This is a genomic window from Klebsiella sp. C349492, from assembly GCF_042055345.1.
GTDB classification, from domain to species: Bacteria; Pseudomonadota; Gammaproteobacteria; order Enterobacterales; family Enterobacteriaceae; genus Klebsiella; species Klebsiella scottii.
In genome coordinates this window covers 1,383,559-1,400,955 of record NZ_JANQCE010000001.1, presented here as the reverse complement: position 1 = coordinate 1,400,955, position 17,397 = coordinate 1,383,559, and the positions used below count along the sequence as shown (strand labels likewise).

Here is a 17,397-nt window from a genome sequence, read left to right as displayed (position 1 = left end):
CGCAGCGATCGGGCTTGCCGCACGTCAGGACGATTTACGTACGCGCAAATACCATTCGCACAGCAAACGTACCTGCTTACGGGTGTAGCCTTTCTCCATCATCCGGTCGACGAAGTCATCGTGCTTTTTCTGCTCGTCGGTAGAGGTTTTGGCGTTGAACGAAATGACCGGCAGCAGCTCTTCGGTATTGGAGAACATTTTCTTCTCAATAACCGTGCGCAGTTTTTCGTAGCTGGTCCAGTTCGGGTTGCGTCCGCTGTTGTTTGCTCTGGCGCGCAGCACGAAGTTGACTATCTCATTACGGAAGTCTTTCGGGTTGCTGATCCCCGCCGGTTTTTCAATTTTCTCCAGCTCCGCGTTCAGCGATTCGCGGTCGAACAGCTGGCCGGTATCCGGATCGCGGTATTCCTGATCCTGAATCCAGAAATCCGCATAGGTGACATAGCGGTCAAAAATGTTCTGCCCGTATTCGGAGTAGGATTCGAGATAGGCGGTCTGGATCTCTTTACCGATAAACTCGGCATATTTCGGGATCAGATAGCCTTTGAGGAATTCCAGGTAGCGCTCCGACTGCTCCTGCGGGAACTGCTCGCGCTCAATTTGCTGTTCCAGAACGTAGAACAGATGAACCGGGTTAGCGGCAACCTCGGCATGATCAAAGTTAAATACCCGCGACAATATTTTAAAGGCGAAGCGGGTGGAGAGACCGTTCATACCTTCGTCGACGCCGGCATAATCGCGATACTCCTGGTAGGATTTCGCTTTCGGGTCGGTATCTTTCAGGCTCTCGCCGTCATAGACGCGCATTTTGGAGTAAATGCTCGAGTTTTCCGGCTCTTTCAGGCGCGACAGAATCGAGAAGCGCGACAGCGTTTCAAGGGTGCCAGGTGCGCAGGGCGCATGGGTCAGCTCGCTGTTATTCAGCAGTTTTTCATAAATACGCATCTCTTCAGAAATGCGCAGGCAATAAGGCACCTTGACGATATAGACGCGGTCGAGGAAGGCCTCATTGTTTTTGTTATTACGGAAGGTCACCCACTCAGATTCGTTCGAGTGCGCGAGGATAATCCCGTTAAACGGCAGGGCGGAAATCCCTTCGGTGCCGTTATAGTTGCCTTCCTGAGTGGCGGTCAGCAGCGGATGCAGCACCTTAATCGGCGCTTTGAACATCTCGACGAATTCCATAATCCCCTGGTTGGCGCGGCATAGGGCGCCGGAATAGCCGTAGGCATCCGGATCGTTCTGGGCGTAGTGCTCCAGCTTGCGAATATCAACCTTACCGACCAGGGCAGAAATATCCTGGTTGTTCTCATCGCCGGGTTCGGTTTTGGCGATGGCAACCTGCTCCAGAATCGACGGCCACACCTTGATGACGCGGAATTTGGTGATATCGCCGCCAAACTCATGCAGACGCTTGGCCGCCCACGGCGACATGATGGTGCCGAGATAGCGGGTTGGTACGCCATATTCCTTCTCGAGGATCTGCGCATCTTCCCGCGGATTAAACAAGCACAGAGGATGGTCGTTCACCGGGCTGCGCTCGCCGTTCGCGCTCAGCACGTAAACCGGTACGCGCTGCATTAATGATTTCAGACGCTCGGCAAGGGATGATTTACCGCCGCCCACCGGCCCCAGCAGATACAGAATCTGTTTCTTCTCTTCCAGACCTTGCGCAGCATGCTTCAGGTAAGAAACGATCTGTTCAATGGCATCTTCCATACCGTAAAACTCTTCAAATGCCGGATAGCGTGCGACAACCCGGTTTGAAAAGAGACGGGACAGCCTTGGCTCCAGGGCCGTATCGACCATTGCGGGTTCACCAATGGCCATCAGCAGCCTTTCTGCCGCGTTGGCATAAGCACTGCGATCTTGCCGGCAGATGGTAAGAAACTCCTGCAGTGTGAACTCTTCGTCCTTGGCAGCTTCATAACGCTGGCGATAGTGATCGAATATATTCATGGCATGCCGTCCTTTCGTATTTAGCACAAGTTGAGAGCGTTCATATGAATAGTGGGTGCTCCCGGAAGAGGCAAGCAGAGCGCGACGTCTACTGATTCTCCAGCAACCCTTATGCCAGGTTGTCGACAAGATTAAGATAACGTGCCCTGCAATGACATCTTCTAAATTAAAGCGTAGATGCATTTAGAAAACTTGCATGCAGCGAAAAATCAATTTCAATGACATATCAATAACTCATCCTAAAAAAGGCCGCTTTTTCGCACGTCCTGCCGGGGGCCTTCATCGTGTTGTCATGAAGCTGCAGGTCCGAAACCCTGTATTGATGAGCGGGGGAGTCATTTTTTGTAATGACGGGTAAAGAATTTGAGGCATGAGGGCTACGACGTTAAACTGCCTGCGCGGATTATTTGACAAACGGGAATATGGATTGTGAAGAAGATCAAATCTCTGGCACCAGGCGTGTGCCTTTTGGCTTGTGTGTCGGCAGCGCACGCCGACGGGAAGTTAACGCTGGGGGCCGGCGTGGGTATCGTCGAAAGCCCGTATAAGCAATATGACGTCGATGTTTACCCGGTGCCGGCAATCAGCTACGAGAGCGACAGCTTTTGGTTCCGTGGCTTAGGCGGCGGTTACTACTTATGGAATGACGAGAGCGATAAGCTGTCGGTTACCGCCTACTGGTCGCCGATGTACTTTAAGCCGGGCGACAGCGACAGCGAACAGATGCGTAAGCTGGATCGGCGTAAATCGACGATGATGGCCGGGCTGTCTTATGTCCACAACACCCCGTATGGCTTCCTGCGTACCACCCTCGCCGGCGATACGCTGGATAAAAGCAACGGGATTACCTGGGACATGGCCTGGCTCTATCGCTACACCAACGGCAACCTGACCTTAACGCCGGGTATCGGCGTGGAGTGGAGCAGCGACAACCAGAACGAATACTACTACGGCGTTTCGAAGCGCGAATCCGATCGCAGCGGCATGCGCAGCTACGACCCGGATAGCAGCTGGAACCCGTATCTCGAACTGTCGGCAAACTATCGCTTCCTCGGCGACTGGAGCGTATACGGCGCGGCGCGCTACACCCGCCTCTCCGACGAAATCACCGACAGCCCGATGGTGGACAAATCCTGGAGCGGTCTGATCTCCACCGGGATCACCTACACTTTCTGATTGTGCATCTTTATAGACACATCTGTGCATCAAAACAGGGCGTAGCGCCCTGTTTTGCATTACGGTGGTGCAATAAGCGACGGGAGGTAGCGATGACGGTAAAAATGGGCCGCTTTGGCGACCAGCAGGCGGTTCCTGCCATCGGGCAGGGGACCTGGTATATGGGACAAAACGGCGCGCATCGCTCGCAGGAAGTGGCTGCACTGCGAGCGGGCGTTGAGCTCGGGCTGACGGTTATCGATACCGCCGAAATGTATGCCGACGGCGGGGCGGAAGAGGTGGTGGGCGAGGCGCTTCGCGGCCTGCGCGACCACGTGACGCTGGTTTCCAAAGTCTATCCGTGGCACGCCGGTGGGCGCAGGATGCGCGAGGCCTGTGAAGCCAGCCTGCGTCGTCTGAAGAGCGATTATCTCGATCTCTATCTGCTGCACTGGCGGGGTGATTTCTCGCTGGCAGAAACCGTCGAGGCGATGGAGGCGCTGGTTGCTCAGGGCAAAATTCGCCGCTGGGGCGTCTCCAATCTCGATACCGACGATATGCAGGCGCTGTGGCAGGTGCCCGGAGGCAGACGCTGCGCGACCAACCAGGTGCTGTATCATCTGGCATCGCGCGGCATTGAACACGATCTGCTGCCGTGGTGTCAGCAGCAGCAGCTGCCGGTTATGGCCTACAGCCCGCTGGCCCAGGCCGGTCGCCTGCGCGATGGCTTAATGAATCATCCCGCCCTCAGCAGCCTGGCGCTGGAAAAGGGCGTCACGGTCGCGCAGCTCCTGTTAGCGTGGGTAATCAGCCACAAAGGGGTGATGACGATTCCAAAGGCCGGAAGCATCGCGCACGTTAAAGAGAACGCGGCCGCGCTCGAGGTGGTGCTGGATGAGAACGATATCGCGGTGATGGAAAGGGCCTTTCCGGCGCCGGGGCGCAAAACGCCCTTAGATATGGTGTAAAGGCGCTGATTTTACAAAGACATCTGCGGGTTTCGTTGATGGATATCAATGCTCAGTTGTGATTATCCTTTTAAAGATAAAAGAAAAAGGAGAATGACATGACTGAACCTAACAAGCCTCTGGACGTGAAGCTGGCTTTTCCCCTCTGGAAAGCCGCCCTGACAATCCTGTTCGGCGCAATTATCTGGTTTACCCCTCCCCCTGAAGGGTTGGCCATTCATGCATGGCAAATGTTTGCTATTTTTGCCGCAACGATCTTTGCCATCATCCTGAAGGTGATGCCGATGGGGGCGGTGACGATGATTGCGCTGATCGTCTCCGCATTTTTAGGGGTGACGCCTCTCTCGCCGGGTAAAAGCGACAAAATCGCGGCGCTTTCCGGGTTTACCAACGGTACGATCTGGTTGATTGGTATCGCGATGTTCATCTCCCGGGCGGTGATTAAGACGGGGCTGGGCAAGCGGGTGGCGCTGTGGTTTATTTCCAAATGCGGTTCAAGCATGCTGGGCGTAGCCTATGGTCTGGCCCTGTCTGACGTTGTCCTGGGGCCGGGCATTCCCTCGGCGTCGGCGAGGGGCGGCGGCATTATGTATCCTATTACGCAGTCCATTGCGACCGCATACCAGTCGGAACCTGGCGCGACGGCCAGAAAAGCCGGCGCCTTTTTAATGCTCTGCGTTTCTCAGATTGACGCCATTGTCTGTACGATGTTTTTAACGGCGATGGCGGGTAACCCGCTGATAGCCGAACTGGCGAGAAGCCAGGGCATTGAAATCACCTGGACGACCTGGTTTGTCGGCGCGATCGTGCCGGGGATTGCCTCTTTGATCCTGCTGCCGCTGGTGCTGTACGCTATTTATCCGCCGCAGCTGAAGAAAACGCCGGAAATTCCCGCGATCGCCAGAGAAGAGCTGCGCAAAATGGGGCCGATGTCGCTGGCGGAAAAAATCCTCGCGCTTGATTTTGTCCTGCTGATCTTGCTTTGGACGGTGGGCGACATTTTCTTTGCCATTCCCGCCACCCTTTCCGCGTTTATTGGGCTGATGGTGCTGCTGGTCAGCAATATCATGTCGTGGAAAAACATTATTGAAGAAAAAACGGCCTGGGATACGATGTTCTGGTTCGCCGTACTGGTGATGATGGCCAACGCGCTCAACAAGTACGGCATGATTAGCTGGATATCGGAGCGGATTGTCGGCTATGTCGGCCACTTCGAGTGGATAACGGTCTTCTTACTGCTGGTCGCGGTCTATTTCTATACCCGCTATTTCTTCGCCTCGGCGATGGCGCATATTTCCGCTATGTACCTGGCGTTTCTGGCTGTTGCCGTTTCCGTCGGCGTGCCGCCGCTTTTCGCCGCCCTGGTGCTGGGCTATACCTCGAACCTGTCGATGGGGCTGACGCAGTACTCTGGCGGCCCGGGGCCCGCTCTGTTTGGTTCCGGCTATAACACCACGGGTCAGTGGTGGGGCGTCAGTTTCGTGGTGTCGATTGCGTCTATCTTCATCTGGCTGGTGCTGGGGGGCGCGTGGATGAAGCTGGTGGGGTTCTGGTAACGGAACAACGTCGCATGCGGCATCAGTAAAAAAACAGGGCGATTGCGCCCTGTTTTTGATCCCGCGTCTCCGGTTCAGGAGCGCAGCGGCATTAGCCTCTTTTCGCGACGCGGATAGTTTGCGCCAGGCGAGACGGTTTTTCTTCGCTGGCTTTCTGCGATCCGGTGACGCAGCAGGTTTCGACGCAAACGAAGGTTTTGTAGCCGTCGTCCGGCATATCGCCCATGCTCACGGAAAGCGCCGGGCCAGGGTTCCAGCCCACCACGTTGCTGTTATGGTGATGAATAACGTCAATGCTGCGGTTCAGCGCGCCGTCGTGAATAACGCTGCAGGCATCCGCGTTCAGATAGACGCGGTCGGTACGATCCGGGAAGGTCTCCTCGCCGTGGCTTAGCACGCCTTCCTGGGCGTTGTTAACCTTATCAATATAGCGATCGCCCAGGCCGCTGACTTTCACCGCCGCAATATCTCCGACGTTGAAGTAGGTATGCAGGGCGGAGGTGGTTTCAAATTCGCCGTGCGCTTCCAGTTCGATTTCGCAGGTTTTACCCAGCTTGAAGCGCGCGTAGAGCGTAAATTCGTGCGGCCAGTACTGCCGGGTCTTATCGCTGCTTTTCAGTTCGAAGGTCAGCATCACGCCGCTTTCATCTTCATTGTGACCTTTCAGCGTCCACGGCAGGTTGCGCGCAAAGCCATGGGCAGGAAGACCCTGCTGCGCCGCCGGGCCAAACCACGGCCAGCAAACCGGCACGCCGCCGCGCAGCGCGATGCCGCTTTTAAACGGGGTGTTTGCGCTGAGCCACAGAACTTCTTCTTCGCCGGCAGGTTTCCAGGAGAGCAGGTGGGCGCCCTGGAAGGCGACGGAAGCTTTAACCTGCGGATGGTCAACGACAATCAGGTCGAGGTCGTCAAGCTGGCGGCGGGAGAGGACAGGAGTAACTTGTTCAATAACCGGGAGAGCAAAAATTTTGTTAATCATGGTGCAATCCTTGGTGTACAGGTACTGAGTTAAGCCATAAAAAAAGGCGACCGAAGTCGCCTTTTTGGATCAGGTTCTCATCTCAACTTATTTGGAGATGTGAGCGATCAGGTCCAGAACTTTGTTGGAGTAACCAGTTTCGTTGTCGTACCAGGAAACCAGTTTCACGAAGTTGTCGTTCAGGGCGATACCTGCTTTAGCATCGAACACGGAAGTGCAAACTTCGCCGTTGAAATCGGTAGATACAACGTCGTCTTCGGTGTAGCCCAGAACGCCTTTCATTGCGCCTTCGGAAGCAGCTTTGATGGCTTTCTTAATTTCTTCATAAGAAGCAGCTTTTTCCAGACGAACGGTCAGGTCCACAACGGATACGTTCGGAGTAGGAACGCGGAACGCCATACCGGTCAGTTTGCCATTCAGTTCTGGCAGTACTTTACCTACTGCTTTAGCAGCACCGGTAGAGGACGGGATGATGTTCTGGGATGCGCCGCGGCCGCCGCGCCAGTCTTTGTGAGACGGGCCATCAACGGTTTTCTGAGTAGCGGTAGTCGCGTGAACGGTGGTCATCAGCGCTTCGACGATGCCGAAGTTGTCGTTGATAACTTTAGCCAGCGGTGCCAGGCAGTTAGTGGTGCAGGATGCGTTAGAAACGATGTCCTGGCCTTCGTATTTGTCAAAGTTAGCGCCTTTAACAAACATCGGAGTGTTGTCTTTGGACGGGCCAGTCAGAACGACTTTTTTCGCGCCAGCAGTGATGTGTTTACGAGCGGTTTCGTCAGTCAGGAACAGACCAGTTGCTTCAGCAACGATGTCAACGCCAACTTCGTCCCACTTCAGGTTAGCCGGATCGCGTTCAGCGGTAACACGGATTTTTTTACCGTTAACGACCAGATGACCGTCTTTCACTTCAACGGTACCGTTGAAACGGCCGTGAGTGGAGTCATACTTCAGCATGTAAGCCATGTAGTCAGCGTCTAACAGGTCGTTGATTGCAACGATCTCGATGTCAGAACGTTCTTGAGCAGCACGGAAAACAATGCGACCGATACGGCCAAAACCGTTGATACCTACTTTGATAGTCATATATTCCACCAGCTATTTGTTAGTGAATAAAAGGTTGCCTGTAAAATTACAAAAACCTTACGCAGCGTCAAGCGGAATCGTGTCAATCATTGCGACAAATCAATCCAGAGCACACCTTTGCGCGATTGATTTGCCTCACTCTCCCTTTGAGCCCAATTCCATATGGGGACTGCGCGCGGAATTTTAAAGGTCATTAAAGATAAAAATGTGATTTATGTCACAATTATCTAGCTGCCCATCGGCATCGAATAAGTTTAGAACAAAAGTCCACGCTTCATTGTTAATGTTTTGTTAGAATCGAGCAGTTAAAGTTGTCCTTTCACAGCGAGAAGCATGCACATGTCGAATAAACCCTCCTCGGACGAGCTCAAAAAAGAGTTGAGCGAGATGCAGTTTTACGTGACGCAGAATCACGGCACCGAGCCGCCGTTCACCGGCCGACTGCTCCACAACAAACGAGACGGCGTCTACCACTGCCTGGTGTGCGACGCGGCGCTGTTTCACTCGCAAACCAAGTACGATTCGGGCTGCGGCTGGCCGAGCTTTTTTGAGCCGGTAAGCGACGAGGCCATTCGCTATCTGAACGATTACTCTCACGGTATGCAGCGCACGGAAATTCGCTGCGGTAAATGCGATGCTCACCTCGGACACGTCTTCCCGGATGGTCCGCAGCCGACCGGCGAGCGTTTTTGCGTAAATTCGGCCTCGTTAAGCTTCAGCGACGATGATAACGGCGAGCAGATCAAGGGCTAAAGAAACGATTCAGCAAATTATTCCAATGCGGAGTTGAGCGGACGATGGATATCGAGCAAATTATCGACAGTATGACCCCGGAAGTTTATCAGCGTCTGGCCACGGCGGTGGAGCTGGGAAAATGGCCGGATGGGGTGGCGTTAACCCCGGAGCAGAAAGAGAACAGCCTGCAGCTGGTGATGCTGTGGCAGGCGCGACACAACGTCCAGGCCCAGCATATGACGATCGATACCAACGGACAGATGGTGATGAAGAGCAAGCAGGAGCTAAAAGTGGAGTTCGGCATTTTGCCAGAACCTATTGTGACGTTTAAATCCTGATCGGCTCGCGCTGGTATGCTGCTTACGCAGGCCCGGCGGGTTTCGCCGCCGGGCGCTGAAGCTTTACGGACCGGTTACTTCTTGTTCATCATCGCTTTAAGATCGGCAAAAGGGTTATATTTCGCGTCGCCGACGCTCTTTTGCGCGTCTTCGCCCGCCACCACCGTTGAACCATACTGATCGGCTTCCGTGTACTTGGAATGCTCGTGGTCGTGACAGTACAGGCACAGCATCTCCCAGTTACTGCCATCTTCCGGGTTGTTGCCGTGATCGTGATCGATATGGTGCACCGTCAGCTCACGCAGATTCGAATAGACAAATTCACGGGAACAGCGTCCGCAGACCCACGGGAAGAGTTTTAGCGCCTTTTCGCGATAACCGACTTCCAGACGGGCGTAGTTTTTGGGGATAAAAGCCATAAAGCCCCATGCCTCCTGTAGCAAATGAAAAGCTGCGCCAAACCTGGCGCAGCCGATTGCGACAATCATAACCTATCGCCGGACGCGACACACCTCATCTCCTTCAGGGCGCCGCGTCCCGCGCTGCGGGCGGTAACGATCATGAGGTTAGTGCTTAATCCCTAACGACTCGGCCAGCTGTTTGGCCAGCTGGTTTTGCTCATCGGCGCCGTACTCCCAGAACATCGCGCCTGCCAGCCCCTTACTCTTGATATAGTCGGCTTTGAGCGCAACGGAGCGTGGGTTTTCGTAGGACAGCGCAAACAGCGCCTTGCCGTCCGCCGACTGCACCGACAGCCACGGCACCTTCGCCTGGTCATCCCAGTGCTCGCTAAAGCGCTGGCGCGGATCGTTAAGCAGCTTCGCGACGATATCGTTGTACTTTACGTAGGTATCTTTGCTCAGATCGAAGCCCAGGGATTTGAACAGCGCGATCTGCTCGGTTCCGAACCAGGGCTGAGTCACGGGATTTTTCTGCGCATCGGGTTTGCTCCAGTCGATGCCCGGCTCAACCGCCCGTTTTGGCACCCGACCATAGAAACCAATGCCGAGGTTCATCTGGCCCGGCTTCAAACCGGCGGCAAGATAGTTATTAACCACAAAATCGGCGCTGTACTTATCCGCCGCCACCACCGTCGGCCACCGGGTTGAGTCGTACAGATTAGAGTTGAAGTACTGGGTGCCGTAGGCCATGTCGTAGGTCATCAGGTTGATGTAATCCAGCAGCGGGGCGATAGCTTTGACATCGACCCAGCTTTTGGGGCTTTCGGCGTTGGCTCCCACGGCGATGGTCACCAGCTTTTTCTGGCCAAATGCGGCCCACAGCTCCTTCAGCAGCGCGGTAAAGTTATCGCGATCGGCCGGCTGGCTGGCAACCAGTCCCCACGCACCGTTGACCGGATACTCCCAGTCGAGGTCGATACCGTCCAGGCCATACTGCGCGACGATCTCCTGCGCCGAGCGGATAAACGCCGCGCGGCTCTCCTCGCTGGCCGCCGCGCCGGAAAATCCGCGTGCGCCCCAGCCGCCAACGGAAAGCAGAACCTTCAGCTCCGGGTTCTGCTGGCGCAGCGCGGGGATTTTGCGCAAATCAGCCTGTACTTTTGGCGACAGCCAAATTTGATGCAGCCTGGCAGGGTCTTTTAACGCCGCGTTGGTTTCATCCTTTTCGTCGTTGTAGACCAGGCCAAAGGAGTAGTTGAGATGGGTAATCTGGCGCACGTCCAGTTTATCGATATCGCCGCCCGGACCGGCGGTCACGTCGCCGCCGCCGTTAAAATAGCCGACGGACATCAGGGAGTGAGCAGAGACAACTGAGGCGCAAAGCAGGGGTAATGCTGCCAGTAAAGGCAAAAGTTTCATGGACGATCCTCTTTGACATTAAAAAAAGCAAACACGCCACGGGAATGGCGTGGCGAAAAAAAGCCCGCCCACACTATCAGCAATAGCCTGTTGAATCTGCGAGTTAGCTCAATGAATCGCTCAGAGGAGGCGCAAAGAAGTGGCCCGAAGCGGCGGCTTCGGGCGAAGGATCAGGCCTGGGTTTCCAGCCAGTCGCTGAGGGTATAGAGCGTCGCGCCGGCGGCGGCCATAGCCATAAAGGCGTGGGCGCTGTCCTGCGGCTGGATATTGACGCCGCGACAGCCGTCGGTAATCACGTTAACGCGATATCCGAGGTCGAGCGCGTCCAGCACCGTAAACTGAACGCAGTAGTCGGTCGCCAGACCCAGCACGATCAGTTCGGCGATCCCGCGCGCGCGCAGCCAGTCGTCGAGCTGGGTTTTGTGGCGATGACCGTTGTCGAAAAAGGCGCTATAGCTGTCGATCGCCGGATTTTCGCCCTTGTGGAACACGGCGGAGATATCCTGCTGCTGAAGCAGCGGATGCAGCTCCGCCCCGGCGCTATGCTGCACGCAGTGATCCGGCCAGAAGGTCTGCGCAAGGCCATCGAGTTCGCCCTGCGAGTAGGGCTCGGCCTGATGCTGGCTGGCGAAGCTGCCGTGGTTTGCCGGATGCCAGTCCTGGCTGGCAACGACTATTTCGCCGCGCGCCAGGCTCCAGTCGATCAGCCGGTTGGCGACATCAACGGTGCTATCGCCCTGCGGAACGGCGAGCGCGCCGCCCGCGCAAAAATCATTTTGTAAATCAACCAACAGCAGGGCACGATTGGTCATCACAAGCTCCTTACTCATCGGGAGTCAGCTCACCGCGCAGGTTTTCCTGCATCAGGCGGCGAATGGCCTCAACGTTCAGATTCTGGCTCAGCAGGTAGTGCAGCTTGGTCAGCGTCGCCTCGACGGTCATGTCGAAACCGCCGATCACGCCCGCCTGGGCGAGGGCGTTGCCGGTGGCATAGCCGCCCATGTTGACCTTGCCGGACATGCATTGCGTCAGGTTAATCACTACAATTCCGCGCTGGCTGGCTTCGGTCAGAACCCGAATAAACTCGCCGTTCTGCGGGGCGTTACCGACGCCATAAGAGCGTAGGATCAGCGCCTTCACCGGCTGGCGGAGAAAATTGCGCACCACGTCGGCGGAGATCCCCGGATAAATCGTCACCACGCCGATCGGCTGCGGCGTAATCGGGTGCACGATCAGTTCGCCCACGCCGTGCGGCGCCGGCGGCGTCCCGAGGCGGCGGATATGGATCCCGGCCTCCAGCAGCGGCGCCAGGTTCGGAGAAGCAAAGGCGTTGAACCCGTCGGCATGGGCTTTAGTGGTGCGGTTGCCGCGATACAAACAGTTGTTGAAAAACAGCGCCACTTCGTTAATCGGGTAATTTGCGGCGACGTACAGCGCGTTCAGCAAATTGATCTGCCCGTCGGAGCGCAGCTCGGCTAGCGGAATTTGTGACCCTGTCACAATTACCGGTTTGCCCAGATTCTCCAGCATGAACGACAGCGCCGAGGCGGTAAACGCCATGGTGTCGGTTCCGTGGAGGATCACGAAGCCATCATACTCATCATAGTGGGCGCGAATATCTTCCGCGATATGCTGCCAGTCTTCCGGCGTCATGTCGGACGAATCCATCAGCGGGGCATATTCGTGAATAGTAAAGTCCGGCATCTCCGGACGGTGGAACTCAGGCATCAGCGCGAGCTGACGCTGCAGGTGGCCGGAGACGGGAATATAGCCGTGTTCGGAGCGCTGCATACCGATGGTCCCACCGGTGTAGGCAACGTAAATCGATTTCTTGTGCATAGCATCGCTTAGGTTGTACGTAGACAGGCGCAGTATAAAGTGGTCGCGAAAAAAATACAGCGTATATACCCGTACCCGTCATACTTCGAGCTGCAGATGCGTTAGCTGCGCTTACTCACCCCGGTCACATAGTGGCCTATGCTCCCGGGGATTCGCTCGCTTGCCGCGTGATTCGGCCTACGGCCTCACCCCTTCGGGGCCAGCGCAAGCGCTGTTCAAAACGGTTAACCGTTTTGTCATGCAACTCGAATTATTTAGGGTATACCTGCTATTGCGGGGGAAAAATAAAACCCCGGCCGATAGCCGGGGTTTAATGTCGAACGGGGCGGGCTAGCGGATATTGGCGCAGGTTAAGCAGAAGGCGTAGCGGTTCTGCGGATCGTTAAATGCCGCCAGCTTGTCGCTTTCGGCCTTCACCGCATCGGCCGCCGCCGCGACGGGTGCGGGCAGCCAGGCCTGCAGCGCTGCCGGCAGCGACGCGCGAACGGAACCGGTCAGGCTATCAACCACCATTGAGAAGAAGGTCGGATCTTCCTGGTAGTAGTTAATGTGCCACTGTTTCAGCTTCGCCAGCTCTGCGGCTTTCGCCACCGCATCATCGAAGTCGCCGAGGCTATCAACCAGGCCGTTGGCCTTGGCATCTTCGCCGGTCCAGACGTGGCCCTGGGCAATCTGGTCAACTTTCTCCGGGGTACTCTTACGCGCGTTAGCCACCAGCGTAATAAAGCGCTTATAGCCGTTCTCAATGCTCAGCTGCATCATTTGCTGCACTTCAGGCGGCAAGGATTTGGTGGTTGAGACATCCGCCAGCGGCGAAGTGGACACGCCGTCGGTATGTACGCCGATGGAGCCCAGGGTATTTTCAACGGTGTTGATCACGCCAAAGATGCCGATGGAGCCGGTGAGGGTGCTCGGGTTCGCCACGATGTAATCCGCCGGGGTGGAAATCCAGTAGCCGCCGGATGCCGCCATGCCGCCCATAGAAACCACCACCGGTTTGCCCGCCGCTTTCGCCGCCGCCAGCTCTTCGCGAATCACTTCCGAAGCGCTGACGCTGCCACCAGGACTGTTAACGCGCAGCACGATGGCTTTCACCTTCGGATCGAGGCGCGCATCGCGGATCTGGGCCGCCGTGGTATCGCCGCCGACGTTGCCCGGCGTTTCTTCACCGTCCATGATCGCGCCGTTCGCGAAGATAACCGCAATTGCGGCACCCTGGTCGGACGGTGTCTTAACGCTGTAATCGTAATAGCTGATGGCGCGATAGTTGTTATCCGCTTTGCTCCAGCCAAACTGTTTGGTCAGCGCCTTTTCGATATCGGTAGAGGTTGCCAGCTCATCAACCAGCTTGCTGTCCAGCGCGTATTTCGCCGTATCGCCGTCGACCTTGCGCAGGCCGTCGAGCACGCCCTGGGCGCCGGGGAACAGCTGCTGGGCGGTGATCTGCCGGTTGGCGGCGATGGTATTGAGATAGTTCTGCCACAGCTCGCCAATCCAGCGGCTGTCGGCTTCACGGGCGGCCGGGGACATATCGTCGCGGATAAACGGCTCGACCGCTGACTTATAGGTTCCGACGCGGAAAACGTGGGTGGACACCTTCAGCTTATCGAGCAGCGACTTGTAGTACAGGCCGTTGGTGGCAAAACCGTGCAGGTCAACTTCGCCCTGCGGCGAGAGCCAAATTTTATTGGCGAAGCTTGCCAGATAGTACTGCCCCTGGCTGTAGCTGCTGCCGATGGCGTAGACCGGCTTGCCGCTATCGCGGAATTCGCGCAGCGCTTTGCCGATGTACTGCATCGACGGCTGGTCACCGCCGGCAAAATTCTTCAGATCCAGCACGATGCCGGTGATATTGCGGTCGTCTTTCGCCTGACGGATGGTTTGTACGATATCAAACAGCGAGTTTTCCTGCAGGCGGTCCGAGCTGGCGCCAAACAGCTGGCGGCCAATCACGCCAAGCTTGCTGCTGGCCGAAGGCTTGTCGACCACTACGCCGGTAATATCCATCAGCAGCGCGCCGCGAGCGGCATGCTCCGTGGTGGTACTGCTGAACTGCGCCCAGATGCCGATGCAAACCAGCACCAGCAGCAGGAAAACCAGGTTTAGCGCGAGCTGACGAACAAAATTAAGTACTCGCCACGTCCATTTAAAAAATCCGGCAATCAGTCGCCAAAGGGTTCGCATGTATTCTCCCTAACATTATCAAAAGTGGGCTAACCGCAGGGGCTGCCGCGTCTGGCTATCCTAAAGAGACCATCGGCGCTTGTCAGCAGGAATCACCCGTCGGGCTGTAACAAAATTCGTGAGCATGTTAATTTTATGAAAAATAACCTCACAGGAGTCACATAGATGGATGCTCTCGACCTACTGGTTAACCGCCGCAGCGCCTCACGCCTGGCTGAACCGGCTCCGGCCGGCGAACAGCTGGAAAATATTCTCCGCGCCGGCCTGCGCGCCCCGGATCACGGGACATTACAGCCGTGGCGGTTCTTTATTATTGCCGATGAAGGGCGCGAGCGCTTCAGCCAGCTGTTGGAAAAAGGCGCGCTGGCCGCCGGGCAGGATGAAAAGGGCGTAGAGAAAGCGCGCAGCGCGCCGTTCCGGGCGCCGTTGATTATCACCGTGGTTGCCCGCTGTGAGGATCATCCGAAGGTGCCTAAGTGGGAGCAGGAGATGTCGGCGGGCTGTGCGGTCATGGCGATGCAGATGGCCGCGGTCGCTCAGGGATTCAACGGTATCTGGCGCAGCGGGGCGTTAACCGAAAGCGCCATCGTGCGTGAAGGTTTTGCCTGCCGCGAACAGGATAAAATCGTCGGTTTCCTCTATCTGGGCACGCCGCTGCTTAAAGCATCAACCAGCATCGCCGTCGCCGATACCGCGCCGTTCGTCGTGCGTTTCTGAGCATGAATTGCCCGGCAGGCGCTTGCCGCCGGGCTGCCTTACGGACTACTTCTGCTGTTTCGCAAACTCATCTTTCGCTTTTTGCAGCTGCTGCTGGAAAGCCGGATTGGTATGCAGCGTCGCCACTACCGCTGAGCCGACAATGCGCGCGGCATCGACGTCGCTTTGCCAGTGATAGCCGCAGATGACCCGGCTCTCGCCGAGCTCGTAGCCGCGCTTGAGAATTTCATTCTGCCGCTGCGGGTTAACTTCGGCCAGTACCAGCGCCGTGGCCCAGCCGATAGAGGTGTGGCCGGAAGGATAGGAGCCGTTTTTCGACAGCTTATCCTGCTCGGTGGTGTTGCAGGTGGCAACGCCGTAAAACGCGAACGGACGAATGCGCATGTACTTCTCTTTCGCCCCGCGGGTTGCGAGGTCGCCGGCATCTTCAATCATATTGGTCAGCAGCTTGTGCAGCGCCGGCGCGTCTTTTTCGGTGATCGGGGAGCCGAATGCGCCGGAGAAGGCGTTCGCCACGCCGCCTGCGCTAAGGTTTGCGTCCTCTGCCGCCAGCTTACCGCGCTCGGTCGCCCGCAGCAGACGTCCTTTCTCATACATGGCCTGATCGTTTAAAAAGGCAATACTGCCCACTTCCGGCGGTGGCGGCAGGAGCGCCAGGCTATCGATGGCCTGCGCATTTTTCAGGTAATAGAGGTCAGGTTTGGTCGTGGCATCGTTACCCGTTGCCACCAGGGCAAAAGCGTTAACGGAGAAGAGGCCTGCCAGGCAAAGGGCGAGAACGCGCTTTTTCATCAAAATTTCCTTTCGTTGTTATCTGTCCAGAGAGAGCAGAATGTTTCTTTGTCACATTTCTGTCATCTTTTAGTAAAAGTTAAAATGCCGTTAAAAAAATGGCTCCCTATCGCAAAATCGCATATTTGTGTGCTTAATGAGCAACTATTCGCGATTTCAGACTGTCGTACTTACCACCTCGACGTTTGGGCGCTACCATAGCGGGATTGCAATGACAGGAGATGTCCATGAGCGAGCAAGCTATTCGTTTAACGCAATACAGCCACGGAGCCGGTTGCGGGTGTAAAATTTCCCCTAAAGTGCTGGAAACTATCCTTAAAAGTGACCAGGCAAAATTTATTGACCCCAACCTGCTGGTGGGCAATGAAACCAGCGACGATGCGGCGGTCTATGACCTGGGTAACGGCACGTCCATCATCAGCACGACCGACTTTTTTATGCCGATTGTCGACAGTCCGTTCGACTTTGGGCGCATTGCCGCGACTAACGCCATCAGCGATATTTTCGCTATGGGCGGCAAACCGATTATGGCGATAGCCATCCTCGGCTGGCCGATTAACACCCTGGCGCCGGAAATCGCCCGCGAAGTGGTTGACGGCGGCCGTTTCGCCTGCCAGCAGGCGGGGATCTCTCTGGCCGGCGGCCACTCCATTGACGCGCCTGAGCCTATTTTCGGTCTCGCGGTGACCGGCGTGGTGCCCACCGAACGTATCAAGAAAAACAGCACCGCCGAGGCGGGATGCCGGCTGTTCCTCACCAAACCGCTGGGGATCGGCGTGCTGACGACCGCCGAGAAAAAATCGCTGCTCAAGCCTGAGCATCAGGGGCTGGCCACCGAAACCATGTGTCAGATGAACCTCGTCGGCTCCGCATTTGCCAATATTGATGGCGTGAAGGCGATGACCGACGTCACCGGTTTTGGTCTGCTTGGGCACCTGAGCGAAGTGTGCCGCGGGGCGGGCGTACAGGCGCAGCTGAACTATGCCGACATCCCGAAACTGCCGGGCGTGGAAGAGTACATTCTCGCCGGCGCGGTTCCCGGCGGCACCGGGCGGAATTTTGCCAGCTACGGCCACCTGATGGGCGAAATGCCGCCGGAGTGGCGCGATCTGCTGTGCGATCCGCAAACCTCCGGCGGCCTGCTGCTGGCGGTATCGCCGGAAGCCGAAGCCGAGGTCCGCGCGGCGGCCGAGGCGTCCGGCGTGACGCTGGCCGCTATCGGCGAGCTGGTTACCGCCCGCGGCGGACGCCCCATGATCGAGATCCGTTGAT

At 56.5% G+C, this 17,397-nt stretch carries 16 protein-coding genes; 7 read left to right on the top strand and 9 right to left on the bottom strand.

From position 1 onward, the window contains the following. Window positions 1–24: 24 nt before the first annotated feature. The gene (yeaG, locus tag NWP14_RS06575) at window positions 25–1,959 is read right to left on the bottom strand and encodes a protein kinase YeaG (protein WP_095096834.1); all 1,935 of its coding nucleotides are present in this window, start codon (window positions 1,957–1,959) and stop codon (window positions 25–27) included. Window positions 1,960–2,388: 429 nt separating this feature from the next. Between yeaG and NWP14_RS06570 the strand changes: the two genes are divergently transcribed. The 3 genes from NWP14_RS06570 (at window position 2,389) to NWP14_RS06560 (ending at window position 5,638) form a co-directional block, all read left to right on the top strand. Then, complete coding sequence (locus NWP14_RS06570; protein ID WP_095096837.1) at window positions 2,389–3,135, top strand: MipA/OmpV family protein; 747 nt, start codon at window positions 2,389–2,391, stop codon at window positions 3,133–3,135. Window positions 3,136–3,227: 92 nt separating this feature from the next. Continuing rightward, window positions 3,228–4,082: an aldo/keto reductase gene (locus tag NWP14_RS06565; RefSeq protein WP_375215013.1), complete on the top strand. Its 855-nt coding sequence runs from the start codon at window positions 3,228–3,230 to the stop codon at window positions 4,080–4,082. Window positions 4,083–4,180: 98 nt separating this feature from the next. Continuing rightward, window positions 4,181–5,638: a DASS family sodium-coupled anion symporter gene (locus NWP14_RS06560; RefSeq protein ID WP_375215012.1), complete on the top strand. Its 1,458-nt coding sequence runs from the start codon at window positions 4,181–4,183 to the stop codon at window positions 5,636–5,638. 91 nt (window positions 5,639–5,729) lie between these two features. Here NWP14_RS06560 and NWP14_RS06555 read toward each other — a convergent pair whose 3' ends face one another. Then, entirely contained in the window at window positions 5,730–6,617 is an 888-nt protein-coding gene (locus NWP14_RS06555) for a D-hexose-6-phosphate mutarotase (protein ID WP_346431658.1), read from the bottom strand. A gap of 87 nt (window positions 6,618–6,704) precedes the next feature. Next, the gene (gapA, locus tag NWP14_RS06550; RefSeq protein WP_045855008.1) at window positions 6,705–7,700 is read right to left on the bottom strand and encodes a glyceraldehyde-3-phosphate dehydrogenase; all 996 of its coding nucleotides are present in this window, start codon (window positions 7,698–7,700) and stop codon (window positions 6,705–6,707) included. A 339-nt stretch (window positions 7,701–8,039) separates the two neighbouring features. On the opposite strand from gapA, the gene msrB reads away from it, so the two are divergent. Together msrB and NWP14_RS06540 are read left to right on the top strand one after the other, a co-directional pair. Beyond that, on the top strand, window positions 8,040–8,453 hold the full coding sequence (gene msrB, locus NWP14_RS06545; RefSeq protein ID WP_095096848.1) for a peptide-methionine (R)-S-oxide reductase MsrB: 414 nt from the start codon (window positions 8,040–8,042) through the stop codon (window positions 8,451–8,453). A gap of 44 nt (window positions 8,454–8,497) precedes the next feature. Beyond that, complete coding sequence (locus NWP14_RS06540) at window positions 8,498–8,773, top strand: YeaC family protein (protein WP_375215011.1); 276 nt, start codon at window positions 8,498–8,500, stop codon at window positions 8,771–8,773. Window positions 8,774–8,847: 74 nt separating this feature from the next. Here NWP14_RS06540 and yajD read toward each other — a convergent pair whose 3' ends face one another. The 5 genes from yajD to sppA all read right to left on the bottom strand — a co-directional run bounded on the left by yajD (window position 8,848) and on the right by sppA (window position 14,616). Then, entirely contained in the window at window positions 8,848–9,192 is a 345-nt protein-coding gene (gene yajD / locus NWP14_RS06535) for an HNH nuclease YajD (RefSeq protein WP_095096855.1), read from the bottom strand. Window positions 9,193–9,339: 147 nt separating this feature from the next. After that, a complete protein-coding gene (locus NWP14_RS06530) occupies window positions 9,340–10,593 on the bottom strand; it encodes a glycoside hydrolase family 18 protein (RefSeq protein WP_375215010.1) in 1,254 nt (417 codons plus the stop codon). Window positions 10,594–10,763: 170 nt separating this feature from the next. Beyond that, window positions 10,764–11,405 (bottom strand): bifunctional nicotinamidase/pyrazinamidase, encoded by a 642-nt coding sequence (pncA, locus tag NWP14_RS06525; protein ID WP_095096861.1) that lies wholly within the window; start codon window positions 11,403–11,405, stop codon window positions 10,764–10,766. 10 nt (window positions 11,406–11,415) lie between these two features. Next, the gene (gene ansA, locus NWP14_RS06520; RefSeq protein WP_095096864.1) at window positions 11,416–12,432 is read right to left on the bottom strand and encodes an asparaginase; all 1,017 of its coding nucleotides are present in this window, start codon (window positions 12,430–12,432) and stop codon (window positions 11,416–11,418) included. A gap of 330 nt (window positions 12,433–12,762) precedes the next feature. After that, complete coding sequence (sppA, locus tag NWP14_RS06515; RefSeq protein WP_331835433.1) at window positions 12,763–14,616, bottom strand: signal peptide peptidase SppA; 1,854 nt, start codon at window positions 14,614–14,616, stop codon at window positions 12,763–12,765. A gap of 165 nt (window positions 14,617–14,781) precedes the next feature. Between sppA and NWP14_RS06510 the strand changes: the two genes are divergently transcribed. After that, window positions 14,782–15,333, top strand: coding sequence for an NAD(P)H nitroreductase (locus NWP14_RS06510; protein WP_346431655.1), 552 nt, complete (start codon window positions 14,782–14,784; stop codon window positions 15,331–15,333). A 45-nt stretch (window positions 15,334–15,378) separates the two neighbouring features. On the opposite strand, the gene phoC is transcribed toward NWP14_RS06510, so the two are convergent. Further along, entirely contained in the window at window positions 15,379–16,125 is a 747-nt protein-coding gene (gene phoC / locus NWP14_RS06505) for an acid phosphatase PhoC (RefSeq protein ID WP_095096873.1), read from the bottom strand. A gap of 227 nt (window positions 16,126–16,352) precedes the next feature. On the opposite strand from phoC, the gene selD reads away from it, so the two are divergent. Then, window positions 16,353–17,396, top strand: a complete 1,044-nt coding sequence (gene selD / locus NWP14_RS06500) for a selenide, water dikinase SelD (protein ID WP_095096876.1) — start codon at window positions 16,353–16,355, stop codon at window positions 17,394–17,396. Window position 17,397: the final 1 nt, after the last annotated feature.